We start from the raw sequence: 16,270 nt of genomic DNA on the forward strand, positions 1-16,270 counted from the left end.
CTCCGCCTTCGCTCGGGCCGTCCGCGGTCCGTCCGGCGAGTGGAGAAATCGTATTCCCTTGCCAAATCGCGCTCAAACGAATAATCATGAGCGATAGGTGAATTGGATTCATGTGAGTGTTGCAATGCACAATCGCGTCCCCCTTAAGGCCGTGCAAGCCTTTGAAGCCGCTGCACGGCTGTCTTCTTTTGCGCTCGCAGCAGAAGAACTGTTCGTGACCCCCTCCGCGGTGAGTCACCAGATCAAGCTGTTGGAGGAGCAATTCGGGGTCCGTCTCTTCCATCGCGTGCACCGGGCGGTGGTGCTGACGGACGCCGGGCGCCGCTACGCGGAGGAGGTCTCCGCAGCGTTTTCGCGCATCGACCTGGCCACCCGCGAGCTCGGGCGCACCGAGAAAAGCGACATCCTCACCGTGCATTCGACGCCCAGCTTCGCGACGCAGTGGCTGATGCCGCGCCTGGCGCGTTTCAGTGCAGCCCATCCCGACATCGATGTACGCCTGAACTCGTCCTACCCCCCGCCGCCCGATCTGCTGACGCAAGGCGTCGATATCGACATCCGCTGGGGCATGAGGCGGCTACAGCCGGCCGGCACCATGGTGCTGCTCTTCCCGCCCGAGACCATCGTGCCGCTATGTACGCCCGCGCTCGCGAACGGCCCGAACCCCCTACGCACGCCCGAGAACCTGAGGGACCACACCCTGATCCACAGCGAGGTCTGCCTCGTGAGCTGGCGTGACTGGATGCGCCAGCACCGCAAGGTCAAGCTGGACATCTCCCGCGGCCTGCGCTTCGACCGCTCCTTCATGGCGATCAGTGCCGCGGTGGACGGCCTCGGCGTGTGCCTCGAAAGCCTGCTTCTCGTGCAGCGCGAGCTGGAGACCGGGCGCCTGGTCGCACCGTTCGGCCTGGAGGGGCCCAAGGTGCAGAGCTACACATTCAACCTGCTGAAATCGCGCGCCGAGCTGCCCAAGATCCGCAATTTTCAGGACTGGCTCTTCGGCGAACTCGACAAGACAGGCGTGTGAATTGCACGCGAGGCTGGTTCGACCCGCCGGCGTGTCCTATTAATGAAGCGGGGGATGTTCCCCGGGGCAAGGGACGGAACGGATTTACGGGGCGGAGCGGCCTGCGTGCGCGCGGGCCGCGCGTCGTTGCGGGAGCGTGGATCGGGGCGGGAGTGGCGATCATGTTCGACAAGGAGCAATTCATCCAGGACTGTACGCACGCGGTGCCGGAAGGTCCGGCAGCCGTGCGCGAGCTGGTGGCCGAGGCGGTCTCGGACGGCGCGGCGATCATCGCGCAGCTCGGCGAGCCGACCCACGCGGGCATCAACGCCTTGTACCGCTCGCCGGAGCTCACGATCATCAACTTCGTGTGGGCTCCGTGCATGAGCCTGCTGCCGCACAATCACCAGATGTACTCGGTGGTCGGGATCTACGCCGGGCGCGAGGACAACGTCTTCTGGCGACGGACGGCGGAGAGCATCGAGGCGATTGGCGCGACTTCGCTGGGTGTGGGCGACGTCACCGCACTCGAACGCGACGCGATCCATTCCGTGCTCAACCCGATCGGCAAGATGACCTGTGCGATCCACGTCTACGGCGGCGACTTCTTCGCCCCGCCGCTGCCGCGCAGCCTGTGGGACCACGAAACGCTCGCCGAAGGCCCGTGGGAGGTGGAGAAGGTGAAGGCGCTGTTCGAGCAGGCCGAGGCGCGCTTCAACGCCTGGCATCCGTGACGCGAAGGCGGTGCCCGGCGGACCGGAGCGTGCGAGAATCGCGCCCCCGTCTGCACGAGATGCCGCCATGAGCCCGATCCAGCACACCATCACCCACCTCGTCGTCCACAAGCTCCACCGTTCCGGCGAGAGCCCCGCGAGCGCGGAGCTGCGCGAAGGCGCCTGCCGCGTCGACGATGCCGCGGTGCGCCTGGTCGAGCGCCTGTGCGGCCACTACGCGGACCGCAGCAGCAAGGGTTACGGCCGCTTCGCCGAGGATGAGGGCGAGGCGGACTCGCCGCTGCCGCGCCTCGTGCGCGAGCACGTCGTCGACAAGAGCCTCGACTTCGCCGCGCTGTCGCAGCGCATGATGGACGCGCTGCGCCTGTGCGCGGACGAGGAGGGCGCGGAGGTCAGTGGCTACGTCGTCATCGCACGCATCCTCGAAGGCGCGACCGACTGCCTGTGGATTGCGGTGGTCGGCGAGGCGGTCGGCAGCGCCGTTACCGGCGCGCTCGACATCGTCGACTGCCTGCATCTCGACTTTGCCGCGCTGCCCGCGGCCGGGCGCATCGACCTCAGCGGCTGGCAGCGCGGCGACGAGCGCTACGTGAGCTTCCTCAAGGGGCGTGGCGACGTCGCGCCCTGGTTCAAGCGCTTCCTCGGCTGCGGCGACGTAGTGATCGCGCTGAAGGAAACCAAGAAGCTTGTGCAGCGCCTGTCGGATTTCGCCGAGACGCAGCGCCTGGAGGCACCCGCGCGCGACGCAATGCTGGAACGCGCGCACGGCTACCTCGACGAGCTGGGCGAGGCCGGCTCGCCGCTCGCGCTCGACGAGATCGCGCGCAAGGTGTGGCCCGATCAGCCGGAGCGCCTCGACGCGGTCCTCTCGTCCGGCGAGGCGCCGCTCGCCAGCGGCTTCGTCCCCGACCGCCGTGCGATCCGTCCGCTGGTGCGCTTCCGCGCCGCCGGCGAGCAGTGGAAGCTGGAATTCGACCGCGCGAGCCTGCATTCGGGCGCCGTGCACTACGACCGCGCGAGCGACACGCTGGTGCTGTCGGGCCTGCCCGAGTACCTCAAGAAGATGCTGCAGGAGGAATGAGGCGACCGCGCTCGCGGCGGCTCAGCGTGCCGCGAGGCGCCACAGCGACGTGACTTCCGCGGCCCGCGCCGCATGCAGCGCATCGTCAGCGTCGCTCGCCTTGCCATGCCGGGGACGGGCGTCGAGCCTTCCGAGCACCTGCAGGCCGCCCGCGTCGATCATCGCCAGCAGCGCCTCGCGCGAGCGCAGGCCCAGATGTTCCGCAAGATCCGACAGGATCAGCCAGCCTTCCCCGCCGGGCGCGAGATGCGCCGCGAGGCCGCTGAGAAAGGCGCGCAGCATGCGGCTGTCGGGATCGTACACGGCATATTCGACGGGTGAACTCGGGCGCGCCGGCACCCACGGCGGGTTGCACACGACCAGCGCCGCGCGCCCCTCGGGGAACATGTCTGCCTGCACGACGTCGACCTGCCCCGCATAGCCGAGGCGTGCGATGTTCTCGCCCGCGCAGGCCAGTGCGCGCGGATCCTGGTCGGTCGCGACGATGTGTGCCACGCCGCGGCGTGCGAGCACGGCTGCGATCACGCCCGTGCCGGTCCCCACGTCGAAGGCCGCCGCGTCACCCGTGAGGGCCCCGGGCAGGGGGGCTTGGGCGACGAGATCGACGTATTCGCCGCGCACCGGCGAAAACACGCCGTAATGCGGATGGATCGCCGCGCCCAGCGCCGGGATCGACACCCCTTTCTTGCGCCACTCGTGCGCGCCGATCAGACCCAGCAGCTCGCGCAGCGACGCGACATAGGCTTCGTCGGCGGCGCCGTAGGCTTCGAGACAGGCCTGTCGCACGTCCGGCGCGCGGCGCAGCGGCAGGCCGTGGCCGGCCTCGAAGGGCAGCAGGAGCATGCCCAGCACCCGCGCACGCTGCGCCTGCGCCTGACGGTGCAGGTGGAAGGTCTCCGTCGCGCTCTTTGCCGCGGCGGGCTTGCCGGGGCGGCGCGGCTTGCGCTCGATGCGCCGCGCCATCGCCTGCAGCAGCTGCTTCGCGTTGTGGAAGTCGCCGCGGTACAACAGCGCCGTGCCCTCGCACGCGAGCCGGTAGGCCTGGTCGGCGGGCGTCTGGTCGTCGGCGAGCACGACACGACGTGGCGGCGGGCTGCCGCTTTCCGAGCGCCAGCGGGCCGTATGTGTCGCGCCGGACTCATCCTGCCAGACGATTTGCGGGTGATCCTGCATCGCTTGTCCTTGATAAGTGCGCCACCCGCGGGGCGCAGGGGCGGGATCAGGCCTTGTCGGCCGACCCGTGGGTCTCGGCGAAGCGTTTCTCGAGCTCCAGGCGCAGCGCCTTGCGCGCCTCCGCCGCCTCGAAGCGCTGCTTCTCCTTCGGGCTGAACGGGCGCAGCGCCGGCACCGGCACCGGCTTGCCCTCGTCGTCCACCGCCACCATGGTGAAGAAGCAGCTGTTGGCGTGGCGCACTTCCTGAGTGCGGATGTTCTCCGCGACCACCTTGATGCCCACCTCCATCGACGACTTGCCGGTGTAATTGACGCTTGCGAGGAAGGTCACGAGCTCGCCCACCATGATCGGCTGGCGGAACATCACCTGGTCCACCGACAGGGTGACGACATAGCGCGCGGCGTAACGGCTCGCGCAGGCGTAGGCGACCTGGTCGAGCAGCTTGAGCACGGCGCCGCCGTGCACCTTGCCGGAAAAGTTCGCCATGTCCGGCGTCATCAGCACCGTCATCGTGAGTTGGTGTGCGGGGAGATCCATCTGTGTTCTCGTCGGGGGGGAGATTCGGGGGAGCGCCCTGTGCTCAGGGTCTGTCGGCGCGTTGGCGCCAGCGGTGATTCTGAGCGCTCGCGCCGGGCGACGCAAACCCGCGTGCGTCCCCGGCGCCCCGCGTCGCGAGGATTACCAGAACTTCCACCACCACTTCTTTTTCTTCATCGTCGTCTTCACCTCTTCGGACCACTCCGAATAGCCCTTCAGGTCGGTGTTGCGGACGAAGTGGTTGCCGAAGCGCTTGTCGCTCTCGTTGATGTGTTTCGTCAGCCACACCTGCAGGAAGTGCAGCAACTCGAAGCTGATCGACGCCTGGCCGTTGTCGAGCTTGTCCTGCAGCGCGTTTACCTGGGCGATGAGGTCTTCGTGCTGCTGCTTGTGCAGTTCGAGACCAGGATAGTGCGACACGCGCATCAGGCTCTCTTCCAGCAGGAAATGGGTGCGCGTGTATTCCGCCAGCTGGTCGAGGATCGTGCGACAGGCCTGGCTGCCCTTGTGATCGCGGATCGCGGCGTGCAGCTGGTTGAGCAGCTCGACCAGCGTGCGATGCTGTTCGTCGATTTCCTGGATGCCGACGTTGAAGCTGTCGGACCACTCGAACAGGACTTGACTCATTGGTGCTCTCCGTACGACGTTGGAATTATTGTGCGGGTCCGGTGGCGACGGGGCAGCGTCGCTACCGGATTGGCATGACTCGATTATGCGCCGGGGGAAGGTGACTGTCATGCCGCAGCGGGCGCCCGGAATGGCGCCGCAATGCTGGCGTGGTGCGGAAAAGTCCGCGACAATCGCCGGTCCGCGGGGCGTTCGCCCCTTGTCATCTTTCCTGCCGATTGCCGAGGACGCCGCGATGCCCAGGTTTGCCGCCAACCTGACGATGATGTTCACCGAAGGGGCGTTTCCGCAGCGTTTCGCCGCTGCGGCGCGTGCCGGTTTCACGGCCGTCGAATTCCTCTTCCCCTACGAGCACGCACCGGCCGAGGTGGCGGCGTGGCTGAGGGACAATGGACTCGCCAACGTCCTCTTCAACATGCCGCCGGGCGACTGGGCTGCGGGCGAGCGTGGCCTCGCCTCGTTGCCGGGACGTGAGGCGGAATTTCGCGCGGGCGTGGCGCGCGCGCTGGAATATGCGCAGGCGCTCGGGACGCCCTGCCTGCATGTCATGGCGGGGCTGGTCGTGCCCGGCATTGCGCCCGGCGTGCAGCGCGCCCTGTATGTCGACAACCTGCGCCATGCGGCGCGGGCTGCTGCGCAGCACGGTGTCAAAGTGCTGATCGAGCCGATCAACACGCGCGACATGCCGGGCTACTTCCTGAGCACCCAGGCCGAGGCGCACGCGATCCGCGAGGAAGTCGGCGAGCCCAACCTGATGGTGCAGATGGACCTCTACCATGCCCAGATCACGGAAGGCGACATCGCCACCAAGCTGCGCCGCTACCTGCCTCACATCGGCCACATACAGATTGCGGGCGTGCCGGCGCGCAATGAACCGGACGATGGCGAACTCGACTACCGTTACCTCTTCCGCCTGCTCGACGAACTCGGCTACGCCGGCTGGGTCGGCTGCGAGTACCGGCCGCGCGGGAAGACCGAGGACGGGCTCGGGTGGCTGAGGGAGGCAGGGGGCTGATGGGCGGGGAGAGACGGGTTCGGATCATCGTGGATGTTCCGGCCCGTGCCCGAGCCTCGACAGGAGCGACAAACTGAACACCTTTCCCCGCAAGCTTGCCGCGGCCATCCTCATCCTCGGGTTCGCGACCGCCGCGAGCGACGCCGCCCCCGTGCACCGATTTTCCGCCCCCCTGCGGGAGGTGTCTCGACCCAGTGCGGGCGCGTCCGGTGAGCGGGCAGTGTTCGTCCAGCGGCGAGGCGCATCGGGCGAACGCGACGACACCCCCTTTCTCCGGCTATGCTTCGGTTTGAACATTCAACCGCATGGCCCGTCCGTCCCGTCTCCCGAATGAGCTTCCGCATCGCAATCAACGGCTACGGCCGCATCGGCCGCTGCTTTCTGCGCGCCCTCCACGAATCGCCGCTGCGCCAGTCGCTGTCCGTCGTCGCCATCAACGAGCCGGCAGACATCGAGAGCATGGCCTATCTGACGCGCTTCGACTCGACCCACGGCTGTTTCCCCGGCACCGTCGGCATCCGCGACGGCCGCCTGCACATCGACGACCAGGACATCGCCGTGACCCACGCGACGACGCCCGACGGCGTCGACTGGCGGGCCTTCGATGCCGACCTCCTCGTCGAGGCTTCCGGGCGCTACCGCTACCGGCGCGAACTCGAAGCCTTCCTCGGCGCCGGCTGTTCGCGCCTGCTGCTCTCGCATCCCGGTCACAGCGCCGCCGATGTCGATCGCACCATCGTGTTCGGCATGAACCACGAGTCGCTCGAAGGCCATGAGCGCATCGTCTCCGCGGCCTCCTGCACCACCAACGCCGTCGTGCCCATCCTCGCGGTCCTCGAGCAGGCATTCGGCATCGAGTACGCGCTGACCACGACGCTGCATTCGGTGATGAACGACCAGCCCGTGATCGACGGCTATCACGCCACCGACCTGCGCATGACGCGTTCCGCGATGCAGTCGATGATCCCGGTCGATACCGGGCTCGCGAGAGGCATCACGCGAATGCTGCCCGCGCTGGAAGGGCGCATCGCAGCGAAGGCGATCCGGGTGCCGGTGCCGAACGTGTCGGCCATCGACCTCGCCGTCACGCTCAGGCGCAACGCCACGGTCGATACGATCAACCGCCTGATGCGCCGCGTCGCCGAGGAAGACCGCCACGGCGTGCTCGGGTACTCCGACGGCCCGCATGCATCCGTGGACTTCAACCACAACGGCTTCTCCGCCATCGTCGACGGCAGCCAGACCCGCGCGAGCGGCGAACGGCTGGTGAACCTGCTGCTGTGGTTCGACAACGAATGGGCCTTCTCGCGCCGCCTGCTCGATGTCGCCGCGTTCTGGGCGAAGCGGCTGGGGCGCTGAGCGCAGGCCGCGCCGTCCCGCCCGAGGCCGATGCGGGGGGGGGGGCGAATCGCCGAAGGTCGACTATTCTGGACCGATAAGGGCGTGGTGTCTGACCGCGGAGGTGCGCATGAGCAAGAGGATCGTCCTCATCAACGGCGCCCCGACGCCCGTCGGACCCTGTTCGCAAGGCGTCGTCATGGATGGGTGGGTCTGGACATCCGGGCAAGTCGGCTTGAATCCGGCGACGGGGGAACTGGTTGGCCCCGACGTGGCGACGCAAGCCAACCAGGCGCTGCACAACATCGAGGCGATCCTGCGCGCGGCCGGATCCGGCCTGAATCAGGTCGTTCGCGTGACCGTCTTCCTGACGAACATGGACGACTTTCCCGCGGTGAATGCCGTGTATGCCAACTACTTTGCGACGGATTTCCCGGCGCGTTCATGCGTGGAGGTGTCGCGCCTGCCACGCGGTGCGCTGGTCGAGATCGATGCGATGGCCAGGGTGAATCGCCTTGCGTCCAGATAGCGCGTGTTCGCTTCTTGCAACTGACTTGTCGGTACACGCGATCTGGGCGAAAGCGTGCGGGAATGCAGGAAACCAGCAATTTCCCGTTGCGTAGCAGGGGGGGCTGTAAGTCCTGGCCTCCCCCCGAAGGCAGAGGGCGGACGTTCGCCGGGCATGTGCGATGAGCCAAAAAGATCCCGCCGTGAGGCGGGATTGAAATGCTCCGGAGGAGAGTATGGAGCCGGAGGAAAGAGAGAAGGGCGACACCCCCATGGGGTGCCGGATGGAGATCAGTACTCGAAGAATCCGCGGCCGGTTTTGCGCCCCAGATAGCCGGCGGCGACCATTTCCTTGAGCAGCGGGGCGGGTCGATACTTCGGGTCGTCGAAGCCGCGGTAGAAGGATTCGATCACGGCCAGCAGGGTGTCGAGACCGATCAGGTCGGCCAGGGCCAGCGGGCCGATCGGATGGTTGCATCCGAGACGCATGCCGGCGTCGATGTCCTCGCGCGTCGCGAGACCTTCCTGCAGCGCGAAGATGGCCTCGTTGAGCATGGGCACCAGGATGCGGTTCACGGCGAAGCCAGGGCTGTTCCTTGCGGCGACCACTTGCTTGCCGATGGCCGCAACGAAGGCGCGGGTTGTTTCCAGCGTCGCGGCGCTGGTCTGCATGGCCGCGATGACCTCGACGAGGCCCATGACGGGCACCGGGTTGAAGAAATGGGTGCCGATGAAACGCTCGGGATGGGGCAGGGCCGCGGCGAGTTCGGTAACCGACAGGGAGGACGTGTTCGTCGCGACGATCGCGGTCGGGCGCGTCGCTTCGCCGGCCTGGCGCAGGATCTTCTTCTTGAGTTCCAGGTTCTCGGTCGCGGCCTCAATGACGAAGTCGCAGTCGGCAAGCGCCGCATAGTCGGTCGTCACGCGGATGCGCGCGAGCGTTTCGCTGCGGGCGGCGTCGGATAGAGCCCCATTCTTCACCACGCGGGCGAGGCTGCCTTCGATTGCAGTAACGCCGCGACGCAGCGCCTCGTCCGAGACGTCCAGCATCACGACGGCCATGCCGCTGCTGGCGCAGACCTGCGCGATGCCGTTGCCCATGGTTCCGGCGCCAATGACGCCGACCGTGCTGAGTGTCATGTGTTTCTCCCGTTCAGTGTCAGGCGCGCTCGAAGATCGCGGCGATGCCCTGTCCGCCGCCGATGCACATCGTCGCGAGTGCGTAGCGGCCGCCGATGCGCTGCAGTTCGTAGATCGCCTTGGTCGCGATGATCGCGCCGGTCGCGCCGACCGGATGGCCGAGCGAGATCCCCGAGCCGTTCGGGTTGACTTTCGCGGGGTCGAAGCCGAGCTCGCGGGACACGGCGCAGGCCTGGGCGGCGAAGGCCTCGTTGGACTCGATCACGTCGAGATCCTCGACGCGCAGTCCGGTGCGCGCGAGCACGTTCCTCGTCGCCGGGATCGGTCCGACGCCCATGTATTCGGGCTCGACGCCCGCATGCGCGTAGCCTACGAGGCGGGCGAGCGGCTGCAGGCCGTGTGTGCGCACCGCCTCGTCGCTGGCGAGTACCAGCGCTGCCGCGCCGTCGTTCAGGCCCGACGCGTTGCCGGCGGTGACGGTGCCGTCCTTCTGGAAGATCGCCTTCATTTTCGCGAGTTGTTCGGCGGTGACCTCGTTCCGGACGTGTTCGTCGACGGCGAACTGTACCGGCCCCTTGCGGGTCTGCAACTCGACGGGAACGATCTGCGCGGCGAAGCGGCCTTCCGCGATTGCCCGTGCAGCGCGGCGCTGGCTTTCGAGAGCGAGTTCGTCCTGCGCCGAGCGCGAGATGCCGTAGCGCGCGGCGACGTTCTCCGCGGTCACGCCCATGTGGATGCGCTGCCAGGGATCGTGGAGGATGCCGTTCATGTAGTCGACGAGTGCGGTGTCGCCCATGCGCGCACCCCAGCGCGCCGCGGGGACGAGGTAGGGGCCGCGGCTCATGGTCTCCGCGCCGCCGCCGATCGCGATCTCGGCGTCGCCGAGCAGGATCGCCTGCGCGGCCGAGATGACGGCCTGCAACGCCGAGCCGCACAGGCGATTGACGTTGAATGCAGGCACTTCCTTCGGTAGGCCCGCGTCCATCGCGGCGATCCGGCTCAAATAGGCGTCGCGCGGTTCGGTGGGGATGACGTTGCCCATGACGACATGACCGATGGCGTCGGGTGCGACACCGCTGCGTTCCAGCGCGGCGCGGACGACGGTCGTTGCCAGCTGCGTCATGGGTACGTCCTTCAGGGCGCCGCCGTAGGTGCCGATTGCGGTGCGTGCCGCAGCGACAACGAAGATCTCGCGTTGGGTCATTCCATCTCCTCCATACATTGACTCGGTTCAGCAGACATCTGCCTGCCGCCTCATTTGCCGTTGATTGTAAAAGCAGGCTGGACGGCTTGTAAAACGTTTTCTGAATCTCGGGGGTAAAGGAGACTGACGAGGTGCGGAAGATCTGGCGTGTCGCGCGGTTCATGGTTGCGCGGGCGCGCTCGCGGGAAGTATCGGGATGTTCGACAAGAGTTCGATAATGGGCTCGAACTGCTGTGCCTGTATGGGTTTAGAGCCGGATCGAGACGTTCCGGGAGGAAGAGTTGGCACGCCGCGATCAAGAAAATTCGTTAATGAGTGCATTTGTGATTGTGCGCGCCGGGCATTTGACCGATACTAAATAAAAGCCGGTTGGCCGGTTTTGTTGATGGATGGCCGAACCCCGTTTTCGGGCGGGTTGTGGAGAGTGTGGCGAAGGTTGTGCAGAGGCTTGTTCCCATCGCCCCTTCCGCTCGCGAACGGTGTCGGCGGGTCCTCCGTGAATGTGAGTTGCGACCGAAAGAGAAGAGGGTTTTCCATGTCCCATCGCTTGTCCCCACTGCTGCAGCCCCGTTCGATCGCGATGATCGGGGCCAGCAACAACGCGGCCCGCATCGGCGGCATGCCGCTCGACCTGCTCAAGCACTTCGGCTACGAGGGCCGGGTCTTTCCGGTGAATCCCAAGTACGAGGAGATCTTCGGCTACCCCTGTTATCCGGACATCGAGTCGGTGCCCGAAGCGCCAGAGCTCGTCGTGCTGGCGATCGGCGCGGCCGATGTCACGGCCATGCTGCGCCGTTGCCATGCGCGGGGGGCGCGCGCCGCGATCATCTACGCTGCCGGGTTTGCGGAAATGGGGGGCGAGGGCATCGCCTTGCAGGAGGAGCTCGAGCGCTTCGCGGCGGAGTCCGGCATGGTCGTTGCGGGCCCCAACTGCATGGGTTTCGCCAACCTCAATCTCAAGGCCTACACGGCTTTTGCGACGGTGTTCAAGAACGTGCCGGCGCAGACGGGGGGCGGTCGCGCGAGTCTCGTGACGCAGAGCGGCAACGTGTGCTCGGCCGTGTTCGCGCTGATGCGCCAGCTGGGTGTCGAGGTGAGCCACTTCATCAACACCGGCAACGAGGCGTGCCTGGAATATTCCGAGTACCTGGAGTTCCTCGCGCAGGACGACGAAACCGACTGCGTGGTGGGCTACATCGAGCAGCTGCGCGACGGGCGCCGCTTCGTCGATGCCGCGCTGGCCTTTGCCGAAGCCGACAAGCCGTTGATCCTGTACAAGGCGGGCGAGACGGAGAAAGGCTCGGAGGCGGTGCGTTCGCACACGTCGGCGCTGGCGGGCAATCTGGCGCTGTACAAGGCGGGGTTCCGTCAGCTGAACGTCATCCAGGGGCGGGACTTCGCGCAGATGGCGGACCTTGCCTGGCTGAGCGGCTTCCGCCACCGCGCGGGTGGCAAGCGGGTCGCGATCGTGACGCTCTCCGGTGCGCTCGGGGCGATCCTCGCGGACAAGTTCATCGCCGCCGGGCTCGATGTGCCGACGCTGCCCGCCGAGGTGCAGCAGGCCTTGCGCGATGGCATCCCCGACTACGGCATGGTGTCCAACCCGATCGACGTGACCGGGAACATCGTCAATGACCCGGCCTTTGTCCGCTCCGTGTTCGGCGCGCTCGCGAGCAGCGACGCGGTCGATACGGTCGTGATCTATGCGTCGGGGTCGCTCCTCGACCGCATGGCGGAGCCGCTCCTCGAGGTGTGCGCGCGTCATCCGCGCCTCTTCGTCGCGATCGATACCGGCAAGGCGACGTGCCGCGAGCGGCTGGCTGCGGGCGGGGTGCCGGTCTTCACGGACATCGGGCGCGCAGTGCAGGCGCTCGCGCCTTTCTGCCATTGGCTCGCCGGGCGCGACGGCGTGCGCCGCTGGGCGAAGCTGCGGCGCGAGACAACTTCCGCGCAGAAGGACTATGCGGTGGCGGGGCTCAACGAATACGAAACGAAGCGCCTGCTGGGCGAATTCGGGGTGCCGGCGGTCGCGGAAATGCCGGCGGGCGATGCCGATGCTGCGGCCAAGGCGGCAGCGCGCATCGGCTACCCGGTCGTGCTCAAGGTGCTGAGCGCGGACATCGCGCACAAGACGGAGGCGGGGGGCGTGCGGCTGAACCTCGCCGACGAAAGCCAAGTTCGCCAGGCTTTTGCCGAGATCCTCGCGTCGGCGCGCAGCTATGCGCCGCAGGCCCGCATCGACGGCGTGCTCGTGCAAGCCATGTCGAAGGGCGTCGCAGAGCTCATCGCCGGGGTCACGCACGATCCGGTGTTCGGGCCGGCCCTCACGGTCGGGCTGGGCGGGGTGCTGACGGAACTGTACTGCGACGTCAGCCATCGCCTGCTGCCGGTGGATGAGGCGATGGTCGGCGAGATGCTGGGCGAACTGAAGGCCTACCCGCTGCTCGACGGCTTCCGTGGTCGCCCGAAGGCGGACGTCGCAGCGGCTTGCGGGGCGATCGCCGCGATCTCGCGCGCCTCGGCGGCGCTGGGTGCTGCCGCACAGGAAATCGAGATCAACCCGCTGCAGGTCGGGACGTCCGGCGCCGTGGCGATCGACGCCCTGCTGCTCGCACCCTGAACCACGCGCTCCAGTCCATCCGATTCGCGGAGAGTCCCTTCATGTTGTTGTCCCTGACCGAACTGCAGGAAATGATTGAGTCGAGCGTGCTCGAATTTCTGGCTAACGAATACGATTTCATCAAGCGCGCGCGCAGCCTCGACGCCGACCACGGCGTTGCGCCGCAGGTGTGGCGGGCATTCGCCGAAATGGGCTGGCTGGGATTGCCGCTGCCCGAAGCCGACGGCGGCATCGGCGGGCGCGCGATGGAGTGCGGCCTGCTGATGCGCGCCTTCGGCCGCCACCTCGTCGTCGAGCCCTACCTCAACGCGGTGCTGTGCGGCACGCGCCTGATCGCCGAAGCGGGGCGGGCGGAGCAGCGCGCGGAGTGGCTGCCCGAACTGGTCGAAGGGCGTCGCCGGGTCGTGCTTGCGCACGACGAGCGCGGTGTCGCGGATCCGTGGGCGCCACGCAACGCGCGTGCGCTCGAAGGGGGGAATGGTTTCCGCATCGCCGGGGCGAAGTCGATCGTCGTCGGCGCGTCCGGCGCGAATGCGGTGCTGGTGTCCGCGCGTACCGAAACCGGAGGAGTCGCGCTCTTCCTGGTTCCGCTCGACGCCCCGGGCGTGACGGTTGAAGCGTGTCGCATGCTGGACGGCGCCCGCGCAGCGGACCTGCGCTTCGACGACGTGCAGGTCGATCGCTCGGCGTTGTTGGGCGAACCGGCGGATGCGAGCGGTGTGCTGGGGCGAATCATCGCCGAGGCGATCGTCAGCGAGTGCTGGGAGGCCTGCGGCGCGATGAAGGCGGCGCTCGAGCAAACCGCGGAATACACGCAACAGCGGGTGCAGTTCGGCAAATCCATCAGCAGTTTCCAGGTGGTCCAGCACCGGCTCGCGGAGATGGCCGTGTGCTGCGAGGAGGCGCTGGCGGCATGCCAGCTCGCCGCGCTGAGCATCGAGCGCGACGCGGCGTCGGCGGTTGCCGCGGCGGCGATGGCGAAATCGAAGGTCGGGCGCGGTGCGCGCTTCGTTGCCCAGGAGGCGGTCCAACTGCACGGCGCGATGGGTGTGTCCGAGGAGCTGCCGATCGCCAGCTACTTCCGCAAACTCCTTGCGTTCGCACAACGCTCCGGCGGCACCGCGTGGGCGGGGCAACGCTACGGTGAGCTGATGCTTTTGAGCGACGCGTGGCGGGACAGCCGCACCCTCCCTTCCCTTGCCAGAGCCTGAAGGATCCTTCCATGAACCTTGAACTGAGCCCCGCGGAGCAGGCATTCCGCGAACAAGTGCGCGCCTTCCTGCGCGACAACCTCACCGATGAGTTGCGACGCGGCCAACGTGAGACGAGCTCGATGTATCCCGAACCCGAAACCTCGGGGCCGTGGCAGCAGGCGCTGCAGCGCCAGGGCTGGCTGGTGCCGCTGTGGCCGCAGGAGTGGGCCGGCACCGGCTGGACCGCGGTCCAGCGTTTCATCTTCGAAACCGAATGCGCACTGGCCGGGGCGCCGCTCGTGCATCCGATGGGCGTGCGTCTGGTCGGACCGGTGATCCTGCGTTTCGGGACCGAGGAGCAGAAGCGCCGCTACCTGCCGCGCATCCTGTCGGGCGAGGACTACTGGTGCCAGGGATTTTCCGAGCCCGGCGCGGGGTCCGATCTCGCCTCGCTGAAGATGCGCGCGGTGGCGGACGGTGAGGACTACGTCCTGAACGGTTCGAAGATCTGGACCACCCACGCCCACCACGCGAACATGATGTTCGCGCTGGTGCGCACCAGCACCGAGGGCAAGCGCCAGGAGGGGATCAGCTTCCTGCTGATCGACATGAACACGCCGGGCATCGAGGTGCGGCCGATCGCAACCATTGGCGGCGACCATGACGTGAACGAGGTGTTCTTCACCGACGTGCGCGTGCCGCAGGCGAATCGCATCGGGGCGGAAAACGCGGGCTGGGACTGCGCCAAGTACCTGCTCGAGTTCGAGCGCGGCGCGGGCATCTTCAGCGGCCGTCTGCGCTCGCAGCTGAAGCGCGTTAGAGACGCGATCGGCGAGCTCGAGGCCTCGGGTGTCGATGTGCGCGGCGACGGGCGCCTCGTCGCGCGCTTCGGCGAGGTCTGCGCCGATCTGGACTGCTTCGAGATGATGGAGCTGCGGATCATGGGCGCGCTGCAGCCGGGGCAGAGTCCGGGGCCGGTGTCGTCGATCCTGAAGCTGCGCGCGAGCCGCCTGAAGCAGGCGATCGCCGAACTGGGGGTCGAAGTGCTGGGCGGCGAGGCATTGCGCTGGCGGCGCGAGAGCGCGGGGGGCAGCGTGCTGCCGGTGCTCGTGCCCGATTACCTCAACAGCCGTGCCTACACGATCTTCGGCGGTGCCGCCGAAGTGCAGCTCGGCATCATCGCAAAATCGGTGGTCGGTGTCTGAATGCGCCACCGGGACGGGAGATCGACATGAAGAGACTGGCAGGGAAGCGGGCAGTCATCCTCGGTGCGGCGGGTCGCGACAACATGGCGCAGCGCATCGCGACGCGATTCGCCGCGGAGGGCGCCACGTTGCTCGTCGCGGGGCGTCACGCTGACGAACTCGAACGCTTCGCGGCGGAGATCGGCGGCCATGCACAGCTCTGCGACATCACGCGGCGCGAAGATTGCGTCGCGCTGGTGCAGGCTGCGACAGAGAAACTCGGCGGCATCGACATTGCCCTGAATGCGACCGGCTGGGGGCTGCTGAAGCCTTTCGAACTCACCACCGAGGATGAGCTGCGCCGCATGACGGATCTGCAGTTCATCGGCCCGTTCCTGTTCTTTCAGGCGATGATCGGGGCGATGGCCGACGGCGGCAGCCTGATCCAGATCTCGTCTGCGACGGCGACGATCATGCTCGAGGATCACGCGGCGTACATGGGCACGAAGGCCGGCTTCGACCACGTGATGCGCTCCCTCGCGAACGAGTATGGGGTGCGCGGTATCCGCGCGAATTCGATCTCGCCGGGCCTTACGGATACGCCGATGGCCGCGCGCGCCAAGGCGGTTCCGGGCATCTTCGAGACCTATCGCAGCTGCTACCCGCTGGGGCGCTTCGGCACGCCGGAGGACATCGCTGCCGCGGCCGTGTGGCTGGCGAGCGACGAATGCTTCATGACCGGGCAGAACCTGCAGGTCAACGGTGGCCTCACGCTGCGGCGGAATCCGACCAATGCGGAGTTCGACGCCGCCTCGATCAGTGCGACGGGCAAGCCGCGTCCGCGGTCCTGGCTGAAAACCGCGTGAGCCGGCAGCCGGACTTTTGCAGATGATGTCGTTTCCGGGCATTA

15 protein-coding genes are annotated in these 16,270 nt (G+C 67.3%); 10 read left to right on the forward strand and 5 right to left on the reverse strand.

Annotated elements, in window-relative coordinates:
• Nucleotides 1-124 precede the first annotated feature (124 nt).
• From gcvA to ToN1_RS15630, 3 genes are all read left to right on the forward strand, one after another.
• Nucleotides 125-1,027 carry a transcriptional regulator GcvA gene (gene gcvA, locus ToN1_RS15620; protein WP_211162151.1) on the forward strand — a complete coding sequence of 301 codons (903 nt, stop codon included), beginning with the start codon at nt 125-127 and terminating at the stop codon, nt 1,025-1,027.
• A 161-nt stretch (nt 1,028-1,188) separates the two neighbouring features.
• Entirely contained in the window at nt 1,189-1,740 is a 552-nt protein-coding gene (locus ToN1_RS15625) for a hypothetical protein (RefSeq protein ID WP_169206923.1), read from the forward strand.
• A 67-nt stretch (nt 1,741-1,807) separates the two neighbouring features.
• Nucleotides 1,808-2,821 carry a nucleoid-associated protein gene (locus ToN1_RS15630; protein ID WP_169206924.1) on the forward strand — a complete coding sequence of 338 codons (1,014 nt, stop codon included), beginning with the start codon at nt 1,808-1,810 and terminating at the stop codon, nt 2,819-2,821.
• Nucleotides 2,822-2,842: 21 nt separating this feature from the next.
• Here ToN1_RS15630 and ToN1_RS15635 read toward each other — a convergent pair whose 3' ends face one another.
• The 3 genes from ToN1_RS15635 to ToN1_RS15645 form a co-directional block, all read right to left on the reverse strand.
• Entirely contained in the window at nt 2,843-3,994 is a 1,152-nt protein-coding gene (locus ToN1_RS15635; protein ID WP_169206925.1) for a methyltransferase, read from the reverse strand.
• Between the two features lie 46 nt (nt 3,995-4,040).
• Nucleotides 4,041-4,532 (reverse strand): acyl-CoA thioesterase, encoded by a 492-nt coding sequence (locus tag ToN1_RS15640; RefSeq protein WP_169206926.1) that lies wholly within the window; start codon nt 4,530-4,532, stop codon nt 4,041-4,043.
• 141 nt (nt 4,533-4,673) lie between these two features.
• Entirely contained in the window at nt 4,674-5,159 is a 486-nt protein-coding gene (locus ToN1_RS15645) for a bacteriohemerythrin (RefSeq protein WP_169206927.1), read from the reverse strand.
• A gap of 235 nt (nt 5,160-5,394) precedes the next feature.
• Here ToN1_RS15645 and otnI point away from each other — a divergent pair, with 235 nt between their 5' ends.
• The 3 genes from otnI to ToN1_RS15660 all read left to right on the forward strand — a co-directional run bounded on the left by otnI (nt 5,395) and on the right by ToN1_RS15660 (nt 8,041).
• Nucleotides 5,395-6,174, forward strand: coding sequence for a 2-oxo-tetronate isomerase (otnI, locus tag ToN1_RS15650; protein ID WP_169206928.1), 780 nt, complete (start codon nt 5,395-5,397; stop codon nt 6,172-6,174).
• 330 nt (nt 6,175-6,504) lie between these two features.
• Nucleotides 6,505-7,533, forward strand: coding sequence for a type I glyceraldehyde-3-phosphate dehydrogenase (locus tag ToN1_RS15655; RefSeq protein ID WP_169206929.1), 1,029 nt, complete (start codon nt 6,505-6,507; stop codon nt 7,531-7,533).
• Nucleotides 7,534-7,642: 109 nt separating this feature from the next.
• Nucleotides 7,643-8,041 carry a RidA family protein gene (locus ToN1_RS15660; RefSeq protein WP_169206930.1) on the forward strand — a complete coding sequence of 133 codons (399 nt, stop codon included), beginning with the start codon at nt 7,643-7,645 and terminating at the stop codon, nt 8,039-8,041.
• A gap of 269 nt (nt 8,042-8,310) precedes the next feature.
• Here ToN1_RS15660 and ToN1_RS15665 read toward each other — a convergent pair whose 3' ends face one another.
• Both ToN1_RS15665 and ToN1_RS15670 read right to left on the reverse strand, forming a co-directional pair.
• The gene (locus ToN1_RS15665; protein WP_169206931.1) at nt 8,311-9,159 is read right to left on the reverse strand and encodes a 3-hydroxybutyryl-CoA dehydrogenase; all 849 of its coding nucleotides are present in this window, start codon (nt 9,157-9,159) and stop codon (nt 8,311-8,313) included.
• 19 nt (nt 9,160-9,178) lie between these two features.
• Nucleotides 9,179-10,363, reverse strand: coding sequence for an acetyl-CoA C-acyltransferase family protein (locus tag ToN1_RS15670; RefSeq protein WP_169206932.1), 1,185 nt, complete (start codon nt 10,361-10,363; stop codon nt 9,179-9,181).
• A gap of 535 nt (nt 10,364-10,898) precedes the next feature.
• On the opposite strand from ToN1_RS15670, the gene ToN1_RS15675 reads away from it, so the two are divergent.
• The 4 genes from ToN1_RS15675 to ToN1_RS15690 are packed head-to-tail and all read left to right on the forward strand — an operon-like array spanning nt 10,899 to nt 16,226.
• Nucleotides 10,899-12,983, forward strand: a complete 2,085-nt coding sequence (locus ToN1_RS15675) for an acetate--CoA ligase family protein (protein ID WP_169206933.1) — start codon at nt 10,899-10,901, stop codon at nt 12,981-12,983.
• A gap of 41 nt (nt 12,984-13,024) precedes the next feature.
• Nucleotides 13,025-14,194, forward strand: coding sequence for an acyl-CoA dehydrogenase family protein (locus tag ToN1_RS15680; RefSeq protein ID WP_169206934.1), 1,170 nt, complete (start codon nt 13,025-13,027; stop codon nt 14,192-14,194).
• A gap of 11 nt (nt 14,195-14,205) precedes the next feature.
• On the forward strand, nt 14,206-15,381 hold the full coding sequence (locus ToN1_RS15685) for an acyl-CoA dehydrogenase family protein (RefSeq protein WP_169206935.1): 1,176 nt from the start codon (nt 14,206-14,208) through the stop codon (nt 15,379-15,381).
• A 26-nt stretch (nt 15,382-15,407) separates the two neighbouring features.
• Nucleotides 15,408-16,226, forward strand: a complete 819-nt coding sequence (locus ToN1_RS15690) for an SDR family oxidoreductase (RefSeq protein WP_169206936.1) — start codon at nt 15,408-15,410, stop codon at nt 16,224-16,226.
• Nucleotides 16,227-16,270: the final 44 nt, after the last annotated feature.

Origin of the sequence: Aromatoleum petrolei (assembly GCF_017894385.1) — a bacterium.
Taxonomy (GTDB): Bacteria; Pseudomonadota; Gammaproteobacteria; order Burkholderiales; family Rhodocyclaceae; genus Aromatoleum; species Aromatoleum petrolei.